Origin of the sequence: Delftia acidovorans NBRC 14950 (genome assembly GCF_001598795.1) — a bacterium.
Taxonomy (GTDB): Bacteria; Pseudomonadota; Gammaproteobacteria; order Burkholderiales; family Burkholderiaceae_C; genus Comamonas; species Comamonas acidovorans.
The window spans coordinates 1-17,775 of the sequence record NZ_BCZP01000047.1; the positions used below are offsets into that span (position 1 = coordinate 1).

The 17,775-nt window shown below is 62.3% G+C and carries 26 protein-coding genes and 1 pseudogene; 6 read left to right on the forward strand and 21 right to left on the reverse strand.

Annotated elements, in window-relative coordinates; genetic code table 11:
- Positions 1-137: 137 nt before the first annotated feature.
- From DA1_RS28550 to DA1_RS28575, 7 genes are all read right to left on the reverse strand, one after another.
- Positions 138-479, reverse strand: coding sequence for a head-tail connector protein (locus DA1_RS28550; RefSeq protein WP_034392561.1), 342 nt, complete (start codon positions 477-479; stop codon positions 138-140).
- A 1-nt stretch (position 480) separates the two neighbouring features.
- On the reverse strand, positions 481-645 hold the full coding sequence (locus DA1_RS31100) for a hypothetical protein (RefSeq protein ID WP_169807228.1): 165 nt from the start codon (positions 643-645) through the stop codon (positions 481-483).
- Positions 646-688: 43 nt separating this feature from the next.
- Positions 689-1,930 (reverse strand): phage major capsid protein, encoded by a 1,242-nt coding sequence (locus DA1_RS28555; protein ID WP_034392558.1) that lies wholly within the window; start codon positions 1,928-1,930, stop codon positions 689-691.
- A 68-nt stretch (positions 1,931-1,998) separates the two neighbouring features.
- Positions 1,999-2,844, reverse strand: a complete 846-nt coding sequence (locus DA1_RS28560; RefSeq protein WP_034392555.1) for a head maturation protease, ClpP-related — start codon at positions 2,842-2,844, stop codon at positions 1,999-2,001.
- Positions 2,822-4,063 (reverse strand): phage portal protein, encoded by a 1,242-nt coding sequence (locus DA1_RS28565; protein ID WP_034392552.1) that lies wholly within the window; start codon positions 4,061-4,063, stop codon positions 2,822-2,824. The genes DA1_RS28560 and DA1_RS28565 overlap by 23 nt, the downstream gene beginning before the upstream one ends.
- A gap of 11 nt (positions 4,064-4,074) precedes the next feature.
- Positions 4,075-5,784 (reverse strand): terminase large subunit, encoded by a 1,710-nt coding sequence (locus DA1_RS28570; RefSeq protein WP_034392548.1) that lies wholly within the window; start codon positions 5,782-5,784, stop codon positions 4,075-4,077.
- Between the two features lie 10 nt (positions 5,785-5,794).
- Entirely contained in the window at positions 5,795-6,091 is a 297-nt protein-coding gene (locus DA1_RS28575; protein ID WP_034392545.1) for a hypothetical protein, read from the reverse strand.
- Positions 6,092-6,336: 245 nt separating this feature from the next.
- On the opposite strand from DA1_RS28575, the gene DA1_RS28580 reads away from it, so the two are divergent.
- A complete protein-coding gene (locus tag DA1_RS28580) occupies positions 6,337-6,618 on the forward strand; it encodes a hypothetical protein (RefSeq protein WP_034392542.1) in 282 nt (93 codons plus the stop codon).
- On the opposite strand, the gene DA1_RS28585 is transcribed toward DA1_RS28580, so the two are convergent.
- Positions 6,613-6,915 (reverse strand): HNH endonuclease, encoded by a 303-nt coding sequence (locus DA1_RS28585; RefSeq protein WP_230590764.1) that lies wholly within the window; start codon positions 6,913-6,915, stop codon positions 6,613-6,615. The genes DA1_RS28580 and DA1_RS28585 overlap by 6 nt on opposite strands.
- Before the next feature lie 98 nt (positions 6,916-7,013).
- On the opposite strand from DA1_RS28585, the gene DA1_RS28590 reads away from it, so the two are divergent.
- Both DA1_RS28590 and DA1_RS28595 read left to right on the forward strand, forming a co-directional pair.
- Positions 7,014-7,253, forward strand: coding sequence for a hypothetical protein (locus DA1_RS28590; protein ID WP_141441621.1), 240 nt, complete (start codon positions 7,014-7,016; stop codon positions 7,251-7,253).
- Positions 7,254-7,442: 189 nt separating this feature from the next.
- Complete coding sequence (locus tag DA1_RS28595; RefSeq protein WP_062794193.1) at positions 7,443-7,811, forward strand: hypothetical protein; 369 nt, start codon at positions 7,443-7,445, stop codon at positions 7,809-7,811.
- Positions 7,812-7,942: 131 nt separating this feature from the next.
- On the opposite strand, the gene DA1_RS30810 is transcribed toward DA1_RS28595, so the two are convergent.
- The 9 genes from DA1_RS30810 to DA1_RS28630 form a co-directional block, all read right to left on the reverse strand.
- Positions 7,943-8,266 carry a bacteriocin gene (locus DA1_RS30810; protein ID WP_155294216.1) on the reverse strand — a complete coding sequence of 108 codons (324 nt, stop codon included), beginning with the start codon at positions 8,264-8,266 and terminating at the stop codon, positions 7,943-7,945.
- A 311-nt stretch (positions 8,267-8,577) separates the two neighbouring features.
- Complete coding sequence (locus DA1_RS28600; RefSeq protein ID WP_034392536.1) at positions 8,578-9,234, reverse strand: hypothetical protein; 657 nt, start codon at positions 9,232-9,234, stop codon at positions 8,578-8,580.
- A 16-nt stretch (positions 9,235-9,250) separates the two neighbouring features.
- On the reverse strand, positions 9,251-9,511 hold the full coding sequence (locus DA1_RS28605; protein ID WP_034392533.1) for a hypothetical protein: 261 nt from the start codon (positions 9,509-9,511) through the stop codon (positions 9,251-9,253).
- Positions 9,505-9,846, reverse strand: coding sequence for a RusA family crossover junction endodeoxyribonuclease (locus DA1_RS28610; protein WP_051940658.1), 342 nt, complete (start codon positions 9,844-9,846; stop codon positions 9,505-9,507). Before DA1_RS28610 ends, DA1_RS28605 begins: the two co-directional genes overlap by 7 nt.
- Positions 9,843-10,109, reverse strand: a complete 267-nt coding sequence (locus DA1_RS28615; protein WP_034392527.1) for a DUF3310 domain-containing protein — start codon at positions 10,107-10,109, stop codon at positions 9,843-9,845. The genes DA1_RS28610 and DA1_RS28615 overlap by 4 nt, the downstream gene beginning before the upstream one ends.
- Positions 10,106-10,405: a hypothetical protein gene (locus DA1_RS30815; protein ID WP_155294215.1), complete on the reverse strand. Its 300-nt coding sequence runs from the start codon at positions 10,403-10,405 to the stop codon at positions 10,106-10,108. Before DA1_RS30815 ends, DA1_RS28615 begins: the two co-directional genes overlap by 4 nt.
- On the reverse strand, positions 10,402-11,814 hold the full coding sequence (locus DA1_RS28620; protein WP_051940656.1) for a replicative DNA helicase: 1,413 nt from the start codon (positions 11,812-11,814) through the stop codon (positions 10,402-10,404). The genes DA1_RS30815 and DA1_RS28620 overlap by 4 nt, the downstream gene beginning before the upstream one ends.
- Complete coding sequence (locus DA1_RS28625; RefSeq protein WP_034392524.1) at positions 11,811-12,620, reverse strand: hypothetical protein; 810 nt, start codon at positions 12,618-12,620, stop codon at positions 11,811-11,813. Before DA1_RS28625 ends, DA1_RS28620 begins: the two co-directional genes overlap by 4 nt.
- Before the next feature lie 35 nt (positions 12,621-12,655).
- Complete coding sequence (locus tag DA1_RS28630) at positions 12,656-13,120, reverse strand: phage regulatory CII family protein (protein ID WP_034392522.1); 465 nt, start codon at positions 13,118-13,120, stop codon at positions 12,656-12,658.
- A 150-nt stretch (positions 13,121-13,270) separates the two neighbouring features.
- Between DA1_RS28630 and DA1_RS28635 the strand changes: the two genes are divergently transcribed.
- On the forward strand, positions 13,271-13,486 hold the full coding sequence (locus tag DA1_RS28635) for a hypothetical protein (RefSeq protein ID WP_034392518.1): 216 nt from the start codon (positions 13,271-13,273) through the stop codon (positions 13,484-13,486).
- A gap of 131 nt (positions 13,487-13,617) precedes the next feature.
- Here the strand turns inward: DA1_RS28635 and DA1_RS28640 are convergent, their stop codons facing one another.
- A complete protein-coding gene (locus tag DA1_RS28640) occupies positions 13,618-13,875 on the reverse strand; it encodes a helix-turn-helix domain-containing protein (RefSeq protein WP_034398409.1) in 258 nt (85 codons plus the stop codon).
- A gap of 92 nt (positions 13,876-13,967) precedes the next feature.
- Between DA1_RS28640 and DA1_RS28645 the strand changes: the two genes are divergently transcribed.
- The gene (locus DA1_RS28645) at positions 13,968-14,480 is read left to right on the forward strand and encodes a helix-turn-helix domain-containing protein (RefSeq protein ID WP_162269891.1); all 513 of its coding nucleotides are present in this window, start codon (positions 13,968-13,970) and stop codon (positions 14,478-14,480) included.
- On the opposite strand, the gene DA1_RS31450 is transcribed toward DA1_RS28645, so the two are convergent.
- From DA1_RS31450 to DA1_RS28655, 3 genes and pseudogenes are all read right to left on the reverse strand, one after another.
- Entirely contained in the window at positions 14,477-14,719 is a 243-nt protein-coding gene (locus DA1_RS31450; protein ID WP_051940652.1) for a hypothetical protein, read from the reverse strand. The two genes, DA1_RS28645 and DA1_RS31450, sit on opposite strands and share 4 nt — an antisense overlap.
- A 112-nt stretch (positions 14,720-14,831) precedes the next feature.
- Positions 14,832-15,005: pseudogene (locus tag DA1_RS31590) on the reverse strand (helix-turn-helix domain-containing protein); the annotation flags it as partial.
- Between the two features lie 310 nt (positions 15,006-15,315).
- The gene (locus tag DA1_RS28655; protein WP_155294214.1) at positions 15,316-15,684 is read right to left on the reverse strand and encodes a hypothetical protein; all 369 of its coding nucleotides are present in this window, start codon (positions 15,682-15,684) and stop codon (positions 15,316-15,318) included.
- A 1,286-nt stretch (positions 15,685-16,970) separates the two neighbouring features.
- Here DA1_RS28655 and DA1_RS28660 point away from each other — a divergent pair.
- Positions 16,971-17,657, forward strand: a complete 687-nt coding sequence (locus DA1_RS28660; protein WP_034392509.1) for a hypothetical protein — start codon at positions 16,971-16,973, stop codon at positions 17,655-17,657.
- Positions 17,658-17,775: the final 118 nt, after the last annotated feature.

The following is a 17,775-nucleotide window of genomic DNA, read 5'->3' on the forward strand; positions in this document are numbered from 1 at the left end:
GTGCAGCACGTTGGCTGCGATGCGGCCCGTGGAGATGTTCTCCCAGGCCTCGGGCTCGGGCGTGCCCCAGCCGTCTTTGCCTCCCGTCTTGCGCTGGATGTGGATGCGGTCTCGAAGGGTGCCGGCGCGGAGCGTGGTCATAGGCCCTGCACCTTTCGATGAGGCCGCAGCAGATCGCGCGAGCCGTTGGGCATGGCGAAGGACTGCGCCCCCACCACCACATCCTCACGATTGGCGAAGAGGTGTCCGCAGATCAGCAGCATCGCCGCTTTCACCGAGTAGGTGGCCACCATCGGCAGCTCACCGGCCTCGCCCGCAGCCACCGCAGCGTCAAGCTCGGCCTGGTCGGCGTACACCTTGCGGCCCAGGTACTCCTGGGCGGCGTCGATGGCAGCACCGAGGTACAGCTCGACCATCGCGGCGTCCTCCGGGTCAGCCCGGCAGTGGTCGATGGCCGTCTCGATGGTCAAGATGGGCATGCTACGACTTCGCCTTATCTGTACCAGCGGTGGCCTTCTTTTGCTCAACCGCGCCCAGCTCGATCGCGGCAGCTTCGAGTTCGGCCGGGATCTCCTCTCCCGCCTCGAATACGGTGGGATAGATTTCTCCGTCCTTCACGCCTTTGAATTGCCTGGTTGCCTTCATCGTCTTCTCCTGAAATGGAGAAAGGGCCGAAGCCCCTTCTTGGTTACGCCGACACCTTCATTGCACGCAGGCACTCGGGGTTCTGCACGCCGCCGCCCACGCGCTTGGTCGTGTAGAAAAGCACGTAGGGCTTCTTGGTGTAGGGATCACGCAGCACGCGCACCCCCATGCGGTCGATGATCAGGTAGCCGCGCTTGAAGTCTCCGAACAGGATCGGCACGGCATTGGCTGCCACATCAGGCATGTTCTCGTCTTCGGCAAGGCCGTATCCGTAAAACGTTGCCGGTTGACCAGCCTGCGCAGACGGTTGCCACAGGTAATTGCCCTGGCCGTCCTTGAGCTTGCGCAGCTTCGCGATGGTCAGGTTGTTGGTCAGGAAACGCGCGTTTTGGCGGTACTTCTTGGGCAGGGCATAGATCAGGTCCAGCGCGGCATCGGAGCTGATGTCGGCCGCAGCGCCGCTGTTGGTGACCTTGATCGCGCCAAAGGGATGCTTGGTCGCATTGGCGCCACCGGTGACGTAGGTCAGGATACCGGCAGGCTTCTTCACGCCATCGCCACTGATGAAAGCCAGGCCTTCCTGCTCTGCGAACTCTGCCTGTACTTCGCTGGCAAGCCATGCCTCAATGTTGATCTCGCTATCGTCCAGAATCTGCTGGGTCGCAGCCGGGTTGGCATAGATCTCGCCATGCCCAAAGCCAAGGGCGGCCAGCACCGGAGTGGCCGTCTCGGGCCGCTGGTCGGTCTCGCCAACCCAGCCGGAGCCCGTGCCACCCATGTTGAACAGCTTGGTCCAACCAGCCTTGCTGGTGGGCTGCACCTGGGCCAGCTCGCGCATGGGCGACTCGTCCCGCAGCTTGTCGGTGATGGTGCGATCCCACTCGACCGGGGTCAGGTAGCCGCCTTCTTCAGCCGTACCCTTGTTGAGGCTTGCCTGCACGTCGCCCTTGCGCATGTGCGCATCGAAGGAGGCGCTGTACTCCTTATCGCGCAGAGCAACGCCAGGCGCGCCCATCTGAGCTGCGGCGATCTTGGTGTGCGCGTCTTCGCTTTCACGCTGAAGCTTGTCGAGCGCTGCATTGATCTGCGCCAGCTTTGCCTCCTGATCGGCGCCAGACTTGCCGGCCTTGATCTCCTCCAACTGCTTGGTGTGCTCTGCCCGGAAAGTGGCGAACGTCTGCTGCAGGCCATCAATCAACGCCTTGACTTCGGCGTTGCTGGGTGCCTCGGCACGAACGGACATGATGCCGCGGGGAACGGGACGTGCGGTGTGTTGCTTTGCCATGGTGTGGCCCTTTCAGAAATGACAAAGCCGCCTCAAGGGCGGCCGATTGGGTTGGTGGTTGCTGTGGTCTACACGCGCATCGTGTCCAGCAGCGATTGCAGCGAGGCTGCGACTTCAAGGCCAGCGCGCGGCGTGGCCTCAGGATCGGCAGCGCCCGGCGTGCCGTTGGAAAACAGGGCTTTGAACGCATCTCTGCGCGCATTGCGGGAGTAGCCGGCCTTGGCCATGGAGGCCTCGATCAGCGCCAGCGGCTTGCGCGCGCCAGATGCTTGGGCCGTGCGGGTGATCTCCGAACTGGGCAGCAGGCCAGTGGCAAAGCCGTCATCGACAGCCTGCTGGGCGCCGATCCAGGTTTCGCGATCCATCAGCATCGCGGCCTCGGCCTCGGTGATCCCGGAGCGATGGGCGTACAGCGCAGCCATCGCGGCATCGAACGGCGCCAGCACGGCGGCTGTGTCGGTCATGTCGTGGCGGTTTCCGACGGCCACGGCCCAGGCGTTGTGGATCATCAGGAACGAGCCATCACCCATCAGGATCTCGTCGCCGGCCATGGCGATCACCGAAGCCACCGAGGCGGCCACGCCCAGCACGCGGATGGTCACCTTTGCCTTGTGCTCGCGAAGCAGGTTGTAGATGGCCATGCCCTCGAAGAAGTCGCCGCCCGGGGAGTTGAGGTTGACCGTCACGTCGCGCGCACCGATGTTGCGCAGTGCGGCGCCGATGCGCTTGGCCGTGACGCCCGTGCCCTCCCAGTTCTCCCCGATGGAGTCGTAGATGGAGATGCTCGTTTCCGCGTCGCTGGCCGAGGCTCGCACCTCGGGCTCCCAGCGGTCCACAGCATCGGGCCGCAGATCGAATCCAGCCTTGGACAGCCGGTGATCCGCGCGGATCTCAGGTAGTTGCTTGAGGCTCATTGCTTGCTTTCTTCCCCGAGGGGTCGCCCAGGGTGTTGAACTTCGGGTTCGGGTCTGCCGGGTACTCAGCCAGGTCGCGGACCTCGTTGGCCGTGTGCCATGGCTGGTGGCCACCGGCGCCCAGCGCCTTGGCGAAGTAGTCCGCCTGGTCCTTGAGCGTGCCGCGCAGCAGCGCGCGCTCGTTGAACTTGAAGTAGTAGTGCCCCCGCTCCGCATCCGTCAGCAGCGAGCGCTCCAGGGCCTGCTCCCAGGCCGTGAAGCGCGGCGTCATCGTGAACTGCACGAAGAAGATGGCCAGTTGCTCGATGCCGGAGCCCCAACTGGTGTCATCCATCATCAGCAGCGGGCGGGGCACGCCGTACAGGCGGGCCACCTCCTCGATCTGGTGGTTTCGACTCTCCAGCTGCTGGCCGTCCTTGGCCGTCGAGGTGAAGGGATTGGCCTTGGCCCCCTCCTCCGCGATCATCCATTTGTTGACGTTCTCGGAGCCGCTCAGCCCCTGGTCCAGCGAGGCCCGCATGCGGTTGTACGCCTGGTCTGAGAGAGCATTCGGCGTCTCGATAGCGCCCCCAGCCATCACGCCGGTCTTGAAGATGTTGCCGGCCGCGCGCTGCGCCTGCTCAGCCAACTCGAAAACCTCGGTGGACAGCTGCCGCTTGGATAGACCCAGAATGCCGTCGAAGGAAAGTTCGCGCACATGCAAGATCTCCTCCTGGTCCAGCGTGATCTGACCGCCGTTCTCCGTCGTGCAGCGGTACTGCATGCGCCAGTTGCTGCCCAGCTTCGCGTCCACCTTGCCCTTTTCGAAGGGGATCAGGTGGATCGGGCGGCCAGCGGCGCGGATGATGCGCGCGTATGCGTTGCCCTCGGTCTCCAGCAGCAGCTGCATCTGGCTCTTGAACTCCATCGGCGTCTGCCAGGGGTTCGGCTTGTAGCGCAGCAGCTTGTGCGCCGGGTGATCCTTGGCAACCTCCTTGTCGTCGCCGGCTCGGTAAAGGCTGGTGGGCAGCATGCCCAGGCCATTGCCGATCAGCGAGAGACAGCGCAGCGCCGAGGTGTTGCGCAGCATCCGGTTTGATGCACCCATCTGGCCATTGCGGATGAACTCCAGCAGCGCCGGGTCGTCCAGGCCCTGGAAGGTGATTCCTTCCGCACTGGCTCGCGGGCGCGACTGAGCCTCCGGCCCATCTCGCCGGAACAGCTTGTCGAATATCTTCATGTGGTCGTGCCCTATAGAAAGCGCATTCCGCGCGTCTCGTAGACGGATGGCCCTTTGGCCTGCGGGTTGGTCGCCATGAGCGTGACAGCGTTGAGGGAGGCCATCAGCGGATCGATCTTCCCTGTGCCGCTGGCCTGCTTCGTGATCAGCGAGGCATTGCCCGAGGGCACCACCTTAGCATTGCCCACACACCAGGCCATGAGAGGCTGTGCCGCGTGGGTAAGACTCCCATCCTCCAGGCCCCGCTCCGCGACAGCCATGGCGCCGGTGAGCTTCCAACCCTGCGAGATGCCGATGATCATTTCCTCCGGTATCCCGGCATCAATGAGCGCCTGGTACACCACCTTGTGCGTGCGCTCCGGGTCCAGGCCTATACGCGCCAGCAGGCCGGCGTCGTAGATCTCCTTGCAGATCGCCGCAAGCTCCTCCAGATCCTGCCCCGGGCGCTCCACCACGACCAGGTCGCCGTCGCGCTCGAAGTCTCGGTATCTCGGCTCCTCCGACTTACGCCGTTCGATGCCAATGGGGTGGATCCATGCCTTGTTCCAGAGCGCGCAGCGAGTCACGCCTCGGTGACGCCCCTCGACAGCTAGGCCCAGCAAGTCATCCAGCCCGCCACCGTCGATCCCGACCACAACGACCTCGCACTCGCGCAGGATGTATTCGAGCGAAATGCGGCGGTTCCCACGAAGCTCCCAAAACTCGGCGCCGGCCCAGCTGTTGGAACGCTGCTTCAGGCCGACCTCAACGTTGCCGTACTTGGCCAGCATGCCTTTGAGCGACTCCTTGCCCTCCTGCTGCGCCTTGCGAAACTCGCGCTCCAAGAATGGCCGGTCCACCGAGTACCCCAGATTGGGGTTCACCATGGCCAGGTTCTCCAGGAGCATGCAGCCCTCGTTCTTCACCAGCTCTGGCGGGTGCTCGAACAGTATGGGCAGGAACTCGGGATCAATGATGGTGCCGTCGCGCACACCCCTCGCGTACTCCAGCTTCTCCTTGAAAACGCCCGCAGGTTCCTCGTCGCTCTGGGTGGTGATGTAAAGGATGAAACCTTCGGGACGCGCAGCCAACCCGCCGCCAGCCTCTCGCAGCATGTCCTTTGCCTTGGCGATCTTTCCGAACAGCCAAAGCTCCTCCACCAGCAGCACTGCAGACTTCTTGCCGGAAACGGTATTCGTGTCCGCCGCGATTACCTTCAGTTTCGCGCCCATGCTGCGATGGGTCAGGATCCGCTGGCTGTCCTGCACATGGATCAGTTCCGCCAACTCGCTGTAGGGCTCCTCATCCTCTTCCTCGCTCTCTTCGAGGTACTGCACCATGTCTTTGGCCGGAGTAAAGCTGTTGTCAGCCACTTCCTTTGTTGGCGCCAGGATGGTGAACTCGGCCGACCGGCGCCAATTGCGCACCAAGCAGGTGAGCATGATGGATGCAGCCAACCCGGACTTGAAGTTCTTCTTCGGCAGCATCACGAACCATTCCTTGATGAGCCTGCGGCCACTCTGGGCGTCGTAGGCTCCGAAGATGGATCCAGCCAGATCAAAGATCCACTGTCCGCAGGCGTCAGCCATGCGTGGGCTTCCCGGGGCGTCCACGATGCGCAGATCCCGCATCACGGCCAGACCCGCCTCGGCCTCCTCAGGAAAGATCGGCGGCGGGATGATCGAGCGCCCCTCCCGGATCCGCTCAGCCCAGTCAACGCATGCGGTAGACCATTCAGGCATCCGGCACCTCCTACTGCAGGTTCGGCGGTGTGGCCGACGCGTACTTTCCGCTCTTTGCCCGGGTAGCGGCAGCGCCAGCGCGCGCAGCCTTCTTGCCCCCGTTCTCGCCGCGGCGAACCTCGGCCGACAGCAGAGCTTTCGCCGCGTCGATCCGCAGCTTGGCCTCCGTGCCGCTGTCGTTCATCACCGCCTTCAGGAACTTGGCGGGCTCATCGTAGGTGACGCTCAGGTTCAGGTATGCGGGCTCTTTCGGTGGACGGCCGGCGCCCGGACGCGCGCCGCCGCTGCGCCCTTTGACTCCGGACATAGCAACTCCATTTGAATTATTTGAATAGGGGGAAATTTCTTGCGCGTGCGGAACAGGGCGGTCTAGAGGCCGAAAGCCTGGGAACTTTGCATAGCCCCCTCTCGTCCCATCACATTGCCGATGGCCCTGGCACGCGCATAGAAGCCCTGTACAGGGCAAATGCCAGTCGGCTGACGTGCGACGGTATGCCCGCCCTACGCCTGTCCAGAGCCATCTATCATCAACACCGACCAGAAGGAACACCGATGCAATACGCAATCTTCGACACAGGCCCGGGTTTCCTACAGTGGATGGGCGAAGCCGCTGATCCCGCTTCTGCAATCAAAGCGCTGCACGAGGAAGCCAAAGAGTTCGGCGCGGATGATCAAGACCCGAGAGAAGCATTCATCGTCATCTACGAGCTGCAAGATCAAGAGGTCGCGAAGCTGGACGAGCTGCTCACGAAGGGTGAGCACATCTATCAGGACTTCGAAGACGAAGGCCAAGAGTTCACATTGGCAGAGGTTCGCAAGATCGCGGGGCTATAAGCCTCGGCGCGCTTCCTCGCGCTGCTTGTCTCGGGAATGGTGGGTGGCGCACAGCGGATCCCAATTGCTGTGATCCCAGAACAGGGTCTGATCGCCTCGATGTGGCAACCGGTGATCGACCACCGTCGCGGCTTCCACCCTGCCCTCTGCCTGGCAGCGGATGCACAGGGGATGGGAGCGCAGGAAGCCCTCGCGGGCCTTCTGCCACTTGTAGCCGTAGCCGCGCTGTGCTGCCGTCTGATCGCTGGTGCGCCAGCTGCCGGCCTGCATCGTCTGCACGCGGCGGGTGTCCAGCACGGGCAGCGTACTCTTCAATGTCTGGAGCTTTGACAAAGGATGCCGCCTGCCTATGGCCGCCAGTTAAGATGCATCTTTAAACCTACTGGGATAAATTTTTGAACAATGAACGTATGGATGTGCTCGCCGGTGAACTGAGCGCGCTGGCCACTGTCGTGGTGCGGCTGATTGAGACCATCACACCTGAGCAAGCGGCCCACGCTCATGAGGCGCTTCTGATTGACCGAGACGCCATCCGCATCGGAACTTCTACCGGTGGCCCAGAGTTGGAGCTCGCGACAACCGAACGCGCTCTTGACAACTACCTTTCCCTGCTCATTGACGTAGCAGAGAGCTGAGCGATTCGGCGGCGAGTGCCGTTGCACACTCGCAAGCCTCGCATACCCCATGCTATCCATGCTTTGCATGGATACGTCTGGTGGCGGCGGAAACGAGAAAGCCACCCGAAGGTGGCGCAACCACTGTGCGAACATGTGTACTCCCCCGGTCTGGGATGAGTCACTTAACGTTCTCTATAGACTGGTCCGATGACCGAGCCATTCGACCACGCCGATACAAACGCCATCCGGCTGCGGCTACGCAGCTACGAGGAGCGTTGCACGCTACTGTTGCGCGCAATCGGCGACAACAAAACGGTCACAGCACGGGTCGAACAGATCAGGGACCAATACATCGCGCTCAAAAGAGATCTCAAGGCCGATGCCGCTGCCACGCGTAGCGCCGGGAAGGACCCAGCTTGCGCAGTTGCTGAATTTTTTTCCCCTGCAGTTAATGAGGCCGCTCTGCACCTGAAGCCAACCTCCGGCTCTCATCCGATAGCGGGAAATTGGTTGTCTGCGGTGTATGACGCGCGGGTTGATATCTGCCACTATCTTGCGCAGCTTGACCGCAACTGACCAAGTAGCGCCAGCGGGATCACTGCAAAAAAAACCTACCAAGGCAAGCCAGGGTAGGTAACTGCTGGACGGATCCAGCAGGGGAGGGATACGAAGCGTATCAAGAAGAATTTAAGGCAGGTAGGACGCCTTCAGGCCTCACGCGCAGCTGTCGCAATACCCATTGCCTCTCCGGCTCCAGCGCCTATCAAGCCTCCAAGGGCGCCGCCAACAAAAATCCCTGCAGGGCCAGCAGCTACGGCGCCGACTCCCGCCCCCACCACTGCGCCAACCACCATGAAGCCGGCCACCATGGTTGACTTTAATTCCCGGACTGACTCCTCTTTGGTCATCCGAATCTGTGCCAAGGGATCAGGATCTTGCGAGGGCACACCATGCCCCTGAACAGCTTGCTCAGCAAGATCCGGGTCAACAGGCCGCCCCAGCAGGTACTTAAGCGAAATAGATGAAGTCATGGCGCTCTCCTCAGAGATGAGGAAGATAGAAGCACCTCGCCTCACCTTCGTTGTACTCCCTGCTGCTCACTCGCACCTGTGGTCCAGTCAGCCGGCGCAGCGTAAGGGAAAGCGCTCTCCCTCCTTCGCACCATTCATTCGCTCTGTACCCGGAAAAACAAAGCCCGCGGGCATTGCCAGCGGGCTAGTGATCTTTAGGCGCGTGTTTCCCCATCGCTTCAATGTCTTGCCAGACTCACCGCCTGGGGACGTTTACCGGGGTGAGCGCGGGCGGGATCGTTTGCGCCTGCGCTCTAGGCACGCAGTATACATCACCCTTTCCCGGCTGCAACCACCTTCAGGCCCTTCATCCGCCTGAGCGCGGCGATGGTGCCCGAGCGGGCGCGGTCCACATGTTCAGCGATGTGCTCGGAGATCAGCAGGCCCTCTGCTTCGTGTGGCACTTCGCGGGTGCCGAAGCCCTTGCAGGTCTCGCAGATCGCCATCTCGCCCAGCTTGACCCCGCCACAGCCTGGGCACTTGCGGTCGCACCACCACAGCAGCACGTCGGTCAGCTTGGCACGGGCGTCCTTGATGCCCTGCGCCCGCACCCAGGGCAGAAAGCCGGCGTGCGCATCCGTCAGGCGGGTGAAATGCGGCAGGCCGCGCAGGATCTCCATGCGGCGCTCCATGTGCCAACGGCCCTCGGCCACGCGGGCGCCCACCATGTCGAGTCGGCCCCTGCTCTTTCGCGGAAGCTGCTCGGCCACGCGCTGCAGCTGCTCATCGGTCAATGGGCGCGGCTTCTCGCGGCGGTCCCATTCGCAGATCAGTTGCTGGACCAGCCGGCCCAGGCCTGCACGCTGGATGCCAGCGGCGATTAGGTAGTCGGCGTCGCCGCGCTTCTCGATATTGACGGAGAGGTCGCCGCTCTTGCTCGCGCTGGTCAAGCGCTCTTCGATGGTGGCGCGCGTTGGTGCTTCGATCATTGGTTGCTCACTTTCTTCAGTTGCCCATCAAGCGCTGCACGGTCACATTCAGCGCGTCCATTTCGTCCATCTTTCGGATTGCCCAGGAGCGGCGCTGTCCGTGCAGACCCAGCAGCGGGCCACGGTGGCAGCTCTCGCACAGCGCAATGCACACGTACTGGCGGTGCTGCTTGACGTGGTGCGCCTCGCTCGGACCTGGGGCATCGCACACACTGCAGGGCAGCTCCTTCACTGCGGCCAGGTGCTCGCGCTCGCGGTCGTTGAGCCTGTTCAGCATGGGGACACCTCCACGATCACGCGACCGCCCGGGGTGTCGCCGCGCGCAATGCCCAAGCTCCAATGCTTGTCATCCACGCCCAGCACGTCCGCCAGCCCGTCCAGGCCGGCTTTCATGCGCGCGAGAGCGTTGTCGAGGTCGTAGGCGCGGCGAGTCGGCGCGTGGAACGTCAGCGCCAGGTGCAGCTTCTGTACCGGAATGCGGCGCACGCCCTGCTGCACGGCGGCGTATGCGCAGGCGTGGCGGTAGTTCTTCTTGGCCTTGGCCAGGCTCGCCCAGTGCAGACGGGCGTTCGGGCTCAGCTCCTTCGGGGGCCATGGGAGTTCGAACTTCACGATGCGGCCACTCCCTTGCCGGCCTGCACCATGTCGCCCAGCTCGTCGGAGGCCTTGACCCCGTACTGCAGTTCCAGCGCCAGCTGCGCGTAGTGGATGACCTTCTGCAGGTCCTGGGCGCCGCCCTTGGACTTGTGCCGGGTCACGTACTTCACGATGTTCCCCTGGAAGAAATCGAGGTCGTTCGCGTGGATGTACTGGATCGGCTGGATGGCGCAGCCCTTGTAGTGGTCGCCGCCTGCTTGCGTGTCGAGCGCGCTCATGCTGTCACCGCCTTCGCTTGGCCGAGAGAGCGCAGGATCGCGTCGCGGACCACGCCATACACAGCCGCACGGCGCCTGCTACTGCCTTGAGCGCCGTAGAGCACGACATTTGTTGGCCGGTCGAGCTGCACCACCCACTTTGGCTCTTCGTGACCTGCTCCAATGGCGCGCTGCCCATCAGGGAGATAGAAGCCTTCAACTGGTGCGCGATACAGCACCGTCAACGTGTGCCCATCGCCAGAAGTTCCAGAGTTTTCGACTACGGCGCGGTCGCCTGGATTGCAGTTCAACTTCATTCCATCCCCCTGCTTCGGGCAGCGCCAGCGGGCGCAGCGATTGGACTCAGGGTCGGCACATCGCCACCCCACGATTCAAAAGTGGTGGTCTCGCCCCGGTAGTACAGGTGCATGTCACCGGTGCGGCCTTGGCGATTCTTGGCGATGCGCAACATGGCGTAGTTGGTCCACTTGGGATCCAGCTGCAGGTTGGCCATGATCGGGCGGTGGATGAACGCCACCACGTCGGCGTCCTGCTCTATGGCCCCCGAGTCGCGAAGCTCATGCAGGCCCGGGGGCTGCATGGCCTTCTCGGCCGCGCAGCGGTTCACCTGGGCCAGGCAGACCACAGCGATATCCAGCTCCTTGGCCAGGGCCTTGAGGCCTCGGCTGATCTCTTCGATCTGGTAGGCGCGCGACTGCTTCTTGTCCACTCCCTCCATCAGCCCGATGTAGTCCACGATCAGCACGTCGAGCTTCTTGGTGCGCTTGAGCTTGCGGGCCATGCTACGGACCTGCTGGATGTTCAGCCCGCTGCGGTCGCTCACGAACCAGCGCAGGTTGCGCGACATCTCCACGGCGTCCACGATGCGGCTGTAGTCGAGCGTCTCGCCACTAGCGTTGGGCTTGTTGGGGCGCTTGATTGCGCTGATGGCGATGCGGCCCAGGATCGCCGCCTGGCGGTCGCGCACATCGTTGTGCGGCATCTCCATGGACAGCATGCCAACGCACTGCTGCGAGGCCATCGACAGGCCCACAGTCATGGCAAACGCTGTCTTGCCCATGGAGGGGCGCGCGCCGATCACGATCAGGTTTCCACGAACCAGGCCGCCGTCGAGCATCTCATCGAAGCCATAGAGGCCGGTGGGCATGCCCGAGACCTTGCCCTCTTGGCGAGCCTCCAGCAGCTCGGTGTGAGCCATGGCTGCGGTGTAGGCATCCACCCAGTCATCCTCGCCGCCCTGCACTTCCAGCGCCTGGATGGCGGTCTGCGCCTGGTCGATGCGGTCAGACACCGGGCCGTCACCATGGGCCAGCTCGGAAATCTTGAAGCCCACGGCACGCAGCTGGCGAGACTTGTGCAGGTCCACCAGGGTGTCCACATGGCGATGGATACCCCTGGCGCTGAAATCGTTGCTCGACAGCACGCCATGTACGTAGCCAGAGTCCATCTCGTCCGCAAGCGCCAGCACCACCGACACCACGTCCATGCCGCGACGGGCCAGGATCTGCTGCTGAAGCACCTGGAAAATCCTGCGATGCTCATCGCCCGCGAAGCAATCGGCGGTCAGCCGGTCGCAGATCTCGTCGTAAACGTCAGGGAAGTTCGCCAGCACTGACAGCACGGCTTGCTCAGTGCCATCGGACGACAGCACAGGCGCGGCCTGCGCCTCTGGGAAATCCTCGAAGGGAGCCTCGAAGCCGTTCATGCCACCTCCCGCTGGTAGTTGCCCTGCAGGACCTTCGAGAAGTTGTCGGACTTCACCAGCCAGCCGAGGTCAGCCGTCCAGCTGCGGTCGTTGGCGCCGGTCAGGTGTGGGCACTTCTCGGCGACGTAGGCAAAGAACCGGCCGAACCACTCCAGCGCCGACGCCCTGTCCGTCGCGTAGGGCTGACCAGCATGCTCGCCCTTGGTCTTCTTCGCTGTCAGCACCCAGACCCAGCGGGCACGCAGGCTCTTGGCCCGCTGGCCGTCCCACAGCTCCGCCTTTGGCTGAGGCAGCGCAGGCAGGTGCATGGCAAAAAGTTTGATGATCTCGCCGTGCGGGCAGTCGGGCAGCTCGCTGGCCGACAAAGAAGCGTTAGCTTCTTCTTTATCTGTATCTGTATCTGTATCTGTACGCGTGACATTCGTACCTGTCACGCGTGACGCATCCGTGCCTTCTTCGTGACCTTGCGTGACATCGTTGCCTGGCGCGGCTTTCTCGGCCTTTTGGCGTTCGCGCTGGCGTTGCTTGCGCACGGCTGCCGTGGTGTCCACGTCACTCTGCATTTGCAGCACCGCCCACTTCACGGGCTGCAGCGTTTCCTGCTCGATCAGGCCCACTTCGGCCAGGCGGCGGGCCACCTCTTCCAGGCTGCGCACGTCCAAGCCCAGCTTCACGGCAACCTTGCGCATCAGCAGGCTCGGGGTGTCGGCCTTGTCCAGCAGGCCCTCGCCTTTCAGGCACAGCAGCGCCACGAAGTGCCACCGATCCTCGAAGGCCAGCAGCTTGAGCTTGTCGTCATCGACCATCCGCGTGTACAGGCGGAGCCATGGAAGTCGCTTGCTCATTGCGAACCCCCACGGATGGATTGCAGGAATTCGCCTGCGGCCTTCATCAGCGCCAGCACGAACGGCTCCATGGTGCGGCGGTCCTCGGCGCAGAAATGGCCATCCGCCGCCGCAGCAGAGGTCACGGTGACGGTCTTGCCCGCCTTGCCGGCCAAGGCCAGGAACAGGCGCATGGCGTCCGCAGGGTCGCGGGGCTCCAGCTCGAAGTCCATGGGCACCTGGCCGACGAGATGCGACAGGGCAAACACCGTGCGCTTGGCCTGGGCCAGCACGATGATCTCCAGAACGGCGCTCATGGACGGTGGTGCGGATTCGTGGTCGGGGTTGATCCCGTTGGCCAGCGTGTTGCCGTTCATGTCCAGATGCTTGGCAATGGCACTGATGCCGCCAGGGAACTCCTTGGCGTCTGCCTGCAGCGCCAGGAACAGCGCGCGGTGGGTTTGCTTGATGGGTCTACGCATAGCGAATGCCTCGTGAGATTCGCCTACCGCTGGCAGGCTGGGGAAACGAAACTCGCTGCATGAAAACCAAAACAACGAGTGAGAGAGGTGCCCGCCACACCCTGGGCTATGCTGGAAGCTCCTACACAACCAGCGCCAAGGAGGGCGGACATGAAAATCGACAAGGAACTGATCGGGCCAGCAGCCACACTGGCCGCCGCGATCCTCTCGAAGGTCGAGCGACAGCATTCGGAGTTCGATCGGGACGTCATCGCCAGCGCGTTCGAAGAGGCGTACTTCACGCTGCTGGAGGGCATCCAGCGGGTCGAGAAGGAGCTGGCTCGGACAGAAAAGCCAACCGAGTACCAAGTGCTCTTCCCGAAGTAGGCTGCTCAGCTTCCAGCCGATCCCGTATGCCCCGCTTCATGCGGGCGTACAGGCTGGAAGCACGGAACCGGCGCCTGTCGCGCAGGCGCTGCACGGACTCAGGAATGGGGCCGCCAAAGCGGTATCGCTGCTCAGCCATGGGTGGCCTCCTGGATCTGGGGGGTGGTGGGTTGCGCCAGCTCGGGCAGAGGGGCGTCGCCGTACAGGTGATCGAACGTCAGCACCAGCCCTAGCCCGCCTGCGTACTCGATGAGCCGCCGCGCACGCGGGGTGGGCATCATCTGCCCGTGCTCGTAGTAGCCAATGTTCCCCTGGGTGCAGCCGATGACTTGGCCGAGCGCCTGCTGGGTGAGGCCAAGACGCTTGCGAATGGGCTTGAGGTTCTTCATGCCCAATATCATAAGTCGGACTGATAACTAATTCAACAGTCCGACTGTTTTGAATTCATGAGCCCTACTAATACCCTCAGTGAATGCCCGCTTTGCCCCTGACCCTCGAACAAAAAGAAGACGCCGCGCGCCTGAAAAAACTCTTTCTGACCTGGAAGACGGACCGCAAAGCCCGGGGCGAGCCCGCGTCTCAAGACGCCTTCAGCGACCTGGTGGGCATCACTCAAAGCGCCGTCAGCCAGTACCTGAACGGCGCCATCCCACTGAACCCCGCTGCCGCGGCGAAGTTCAGCAAGGTGCTCGGCTGCCAGATCAGCGAGTTCAGCAGCACTGTTGCCAGCCTGGCCAGCGAAATCGGAGAGGCGGCAACTCCGATGGCGTCGAGTGATTCGCCTCCGCGCATGGACATCACAGAGCTGTCCCGAGCGGAGGCGCAGCTTGTACTGACGTTCCGCGAACTACCCGAATCAGCCCGGGATCAACTCGCGGCCTTCGCCGGCCAACTCCACAAGGAGTCGGGCACCAAAGCTCAGCGCGCGGCCACGGCGCCGAAGCCAGCAGCCGCGAAGCGTTCTCGCAGAGTGGCCGAGCCAGCCGACCACTAAATTACCGCTCGACCAGCGCCCAGTACGTGCGGAATTTCATCCCAGTTGAGAACCGGGACCAGCTGAGTAGATCGCCGCCTGACCAACGCGCCCAGCGCCACCAGGTCTTCGATCTCCTCCGGCGTCAGCTTTGGGGACAGCTTCGCCACCACCTCCGCATACACGTCGATCACGAAACGGGGCTTGGGAAGCGGCCCGTTGTGCTCCTTGATCATCTCGATCAACTGCGCTGCATCCATTTGTCCGATCCTCCTTGACCGCCTCTAAGCCGCGGGCTTGTATCAACTCCCCTATCGCAAGCTGCCGATAGGGCTCACCGAAAAGCAATGTGTGCGCACAGGCACAACACATCGCCGCCAATCCAGCCAGCTGGTGCGCTGTGGGCGAGCTCTCGCCCCGCTCCCATTTGGAGATGGTCTGGCGCGTAACCTGCAGCGCTTCAGCCAAATCATCCTGTGACAGCGTCACCTTCGTGCGGGCTGCCTTCAGTCGTTGGCCGAACAGCTTCTTTGAATCGTGGTTCATAAGAATACCTGTTGTTTTATACAGTTTTGCACAGACCCTGACCCGGTGCAACAGCAATTTGCCCGCAGCGGCACGCAACGCAACGCCCCGTTGCGCAACGCACAGTTGCGTTCCCAGCAGCCCAATGCGGATGCCGTAGGCGTGCTATCAAAATAAGTTACACAGAGAAAAATTAGCCGGACTGTTGACTTTTTTTATAAGTCCGACTGATAATTCATCTCAGCGCACCACAGACAGGTTGCGCTGGGCCAAGTGATCGGACCGAGCCCCTCCCCTGGATCCTTAAAAAATGAGAGCGGATAGAAGAGGCTCAGTGTGCAAGCTTTGCGGCAAGGCGCTCCAGCAGGGTGACGTGAGCAAAGTCCTTGGAATCCCTGTACCCCATCTCCATGCGAGCCATGTTGGTCGCGGGGTTAGCCAGCCAAGTCAGTCCGGTTTCGCCTTCGCGCTGCAGGCGAATGATGGCGGTGTTCAGTTCGTCATCTTTTAGACGACTTTCCTGCTCACGAAGCTCCAAAAATTTGCACTTCATCTGCTTGAAGTGCAACTCCTTGGTTGTTGGGTTTAGCAGGAGCGAAACCAGGGCACATGCAGCAGCCACGGCACTGGCGATACCCATGGCCGTCGGGTACTGACCAACTACGGCAGCTACAGCAGAACACCCTGCCACGAGTTGCACGAAGTTGGTCCAAAAGGCGGTTCGCCGATGCAACACCTCTTGGAGGCAGTTGTACCAGTAGCCATACCGCACCGCGTGAATTAAGAGATATCGCTCCACGTTGAAATGCCTTTCTTTTCCGTCGGCGGTGGCGATGGAGGCGCGCTTGGCGGAACTTGGGTTTTGACGTTGCCAACTTCACTGTTGGTGATATTGCGCATGGGGCCCCTTCTGTTTGAAGTTTGTGACGTAGGAAATCCAAATGTAACGCAGCAAGCGGGCCCCACCCTCTTCTATCCGCTCTCCCAAGAGATAGCGTAATTGCCAGTTGCAGGGCGTCCAGCAGCCGGCGCGGGTCAATCCCGTCCCCCATCCTGCGTTATGCAGCCAAGGGCAAGCCGAAGGCCTACGGGCAGGAGGCACGCGGAAAGAAGTGCAACGCGTGAGACCAGAGCACTGCCGAATCGATGCCGGCGAAAGCATCCCAACCAGGCAGCCACGCGCTGCGAAGGAGAGCACATGCGAGATTGATAGGCCGGCAGACCCGGCCGCGACTTGGCCGCGCAGTCTCGCGGACATGCGATAGGCGAGTTACCGGGCATGGAGCCATCAGGCACCGGGTACTTGGGAGTGGCGACCCCTCAACGCAATCAGTGAAGCCATAGCATGAGACCGGGAAACCGGCGCCGCCCCGAGCGTCATCGGGGCAAACCAAGGGGTTCAGCGCCAGCTGCAGAGCCACTTGGTTTGAAGTCGCGTGCACCCCCTCGGCGGGGTCGGATCTGCAAAAGGTTTGGTGCACACCAGCGACTCTTTTTTCACCCACGGCGAAACCTGAGCCGCCAGAACGCTCAGGGATCACCCATGGAGGCCGCCATGTAACCGCACCTGCACCACAGAGCAAAGAGTTGATTTTGGGTTGTCCGCCCTGGCGACATAAAAGGCCAGGACCATCAAGAAAGAGCGCGGCACTGAAAAACTGCAACCGGGCGTGGAGCAAGGCAATCCGAGATGCCTCCACCGACAAACCGCAAACCGGGTGATCCGCTCTTTTTCTTGATGGCAAATCGTGACAGGTACTTGCCCACCTGCAACCAGTGAAAGTCTGGCGCTTACACGCAGAGGGAAAGCCGGGGCGAACACGGCAGCCATCAATCCTCATCCCAGTTTCGCCGGGCCAGGGCCTTCACCACCACGCCATCTCTCCCTTGCGCGCCGCCATGCGGCACCGGCCTTTGTTCACGTCTCGCCCGCACCTCGCAGGCGTTTTGCTTTCGGCCCGATGCGGCCACAACCGGAGATCCCCCATGGAAATCAAGATCGAATTGGACCTGCCCGCAATCGTCGCCCAGGCCGTCAGCGCCGAGCGCATCCAACCCATCGTAGACAAGGCCATTGCAGAAGCGGTCAAGGATGCAATCAACGATGCCACCGGCTATCGCAGCAAGTTCCGCGATGCCATGAAAGAGCAGCTCAGCGAAGCCATGCCGCACGGCCTGCGGATTGATGACGTTGCCAAGTTCCAGCAGGTGCTCAATGCAGCGGTTTCCAGCGCGGTGCAGGGCGAGAACGCGAAAGCCGTTCAGACGGCCATCTCGACTGCCGTGGGCACCTTCATGCCGGATCTTCCCTCAAGCATCAAGTTGTCGGAATTGCTGCAGAGGGCGCGCAGCGGATTCCACAAGGAATCGCACGAAGCCTTCTTTGCTGAACTTGAAATGAGCGAGTTCAGCAGCGGTGGCGGCTGGCTTTCGCTTGACGACGACGAATCGCGACGCTACGCGCACTCCGCATCCATGAGGCTCGGGTTTGGCGATGACGGGCACGTCTTTTCTCTCCGGCTTGACGACAAGCTGGTAACGCCGCTGAGCATGCCCAACGCGGTTGGCGAGTTTGACGCCATCCTGCTCGCGCTGTACGTCGGTCGCACTACCCTGGAAATCGACATGGATGAGCACGACGTCAAGTCCGCCGCCAGCGAGCAATACGACTGACCAAGCCGCCCACTGAGGCGGTTTTTTCATGCCCAGGCCCCACGGGCCACATCCCCAGGAGATCCGCATGCTGAGCTACGTGAACATCCACGGGCGGCCCGTGAGCGTCGCCCCCCCC

What these genes read in the sequence shown, in the direction of transcription:
- DA1_RS31100 (WP_169807228.1), bottom strand. Translation starts at nt 645, where the DNA reads ATGAAGGCAACCAGGCAATTCAAAGGCGTGAAGGACGGAGAAATCTAT.
- DA1_RS28625 (WP_034392524.1), bottom strand. Translation starts at nt 12,620, where the DNA reads ATGGTCGATGACGACAAGCTCAAGCTGCTGGCCTTCGAGGATCGGTGG.
- DA1_RS30810 (WP_155294216.1), bottom strand. Translation starts at nt 8,266, where the DNA reads ATGACTTCATCTATTTCGCTTAAGTACCTGCTGGGGCGGCCTGTTGAC.
- DA1_RS28565 (WP_034392552.1), bottom strand. Translation starts at nt 4,063, where the DNA reads ATGAAGATATTCGACAAGCTGTTCCGGCGAGATGGGCCGGAGGCTCAG.
- DA1_RS28605 (WP_034392533.1), bottom strand. Translation starts at nt 9,511, where the DNA reads ATGCTGAACAGGCTCAACGACCGCGAGCGCGAGCACCTGGCCGCAGTG.
- DA1_RS28595 (WP_062794193.1), top strand. Translation starts at nt 7,443, where the DNA reads ATGACCGAGCCATTCGACCACGCCGATACAAACGCCATCCGGCTGCGG.
- DA1_RS28550 (WP_034392561.1), bottom strand. Translation starts at nt 479, where the DNA reads ATGCCCATCTTGACCATCGAGACGGCCATCGACCACTGCCGGGCTGAC.
- DA1_RS31450 (WP_051940652.1), bottom strand. Translation starts at nt 14,719, where the DNA reads ATGGATGCAGCGCAGTTGATCGAGATGATCAAGGAGCACAACGGGCCG.
- DA1_RS28615 (WP_034392527.1), bottom strand. Translation starts at nt 10,109, where the DNA reads ATGAGCGCGCTCGACACGCAAGCAGGCGGCGACCACTACAAGGGCTGC.
- DA1_RS28630 (WP_034392522.1), bottom strand. Translation starts at nt 13,120, where the DNA reads ATGCGTAGACCCATCAAGCAAACCCACCGCGCGCTGTTCCTGGCGCTG.
- DA1_RS28570 (WP_034392548.1), bottom strand. Translation starts at nt 5,784, where the DNA reads ATGCCTGAATGGTCTACCGCATGCGTTGACTGGGCTGAGCGGATCCGG.
- DA1_RS28580 (WP_034392542.1), top strand. Translation starts at nt 6,337, where the DNA reads ATGCAATACGCAATCTTCGACACAGGCCCGGGTTTCCTACAGTGGATG.
- DA1_RS28660 (WP_034392509.1), top strand. Translation starts at nt 16,971, where the DNA reads ATGGAAATCAAGATCGAATTGGACCTGCCCGCAATCGTCGCCCAGGCC.
- DA1_RS28600 (WP_034392536.1), bottom strand. Translation starts at nt 9,234, where the DNA reads ATGATCGAAGCACCAACGCGCGCCACCATCGAAGAGCGCTTGACCAGC.
- DA1_RS28575 (WP_034392545.1), bottom strand. Translation starts at nt 6,091, where the DNA reads ATGTCCGGAGTCAAAGGGCGCAGCGGCGGCGCGCGTCCGGGCGCCGGC.
- DA1_RS30815 (WP_155294215.1), bottom strand. Translation starts at nt 10,405, where the DNA reads ATGAAGTTGAACTGCAATCCAGGCGACCGCGCCGTAGTCGAAAACTCT.
- DA1_RS28640 (WP_034398409.1), bottom strand. Translation starts at nt 13,875, where the DNA reads ATGAAGAACCTCAAGCCCATTCGCAAGCGTCTTGGCCTCACCCAGCAG.
- DA1_RS28555 (WP_034392558.1), bottom strand. Translation starts at nt 1,930, where the DNA reads ATGGCAAAGCAACACACCGCACGTCCCGTTCCCCGCGGCATCATGTCC.
- DA1_RS28620 (WP_051940656.1), bottom strand. Translation starts at nt 11,814, where the DNA reads ATGAACGGCTTCGAGGCTCCCTTCGAGGATTTCCCAGAGGCGCAGGCC.
- DA1_RS28560 (WP_034392555.1), bottom strand. Translation starts at nt 2,844, where the DNA reads ATGAGCCTCAAGCAACTACCTGAGATCCGCGCGGATCACCGGCTGTCC.
- DA1_RS28635 (WP_034392518.1), top strand. Translation starts at nt 13,271, where the DNA reads ATGAAAATCGACAAGGAACTGATCGGGCCAGCAGCCACACTGGCCGCC.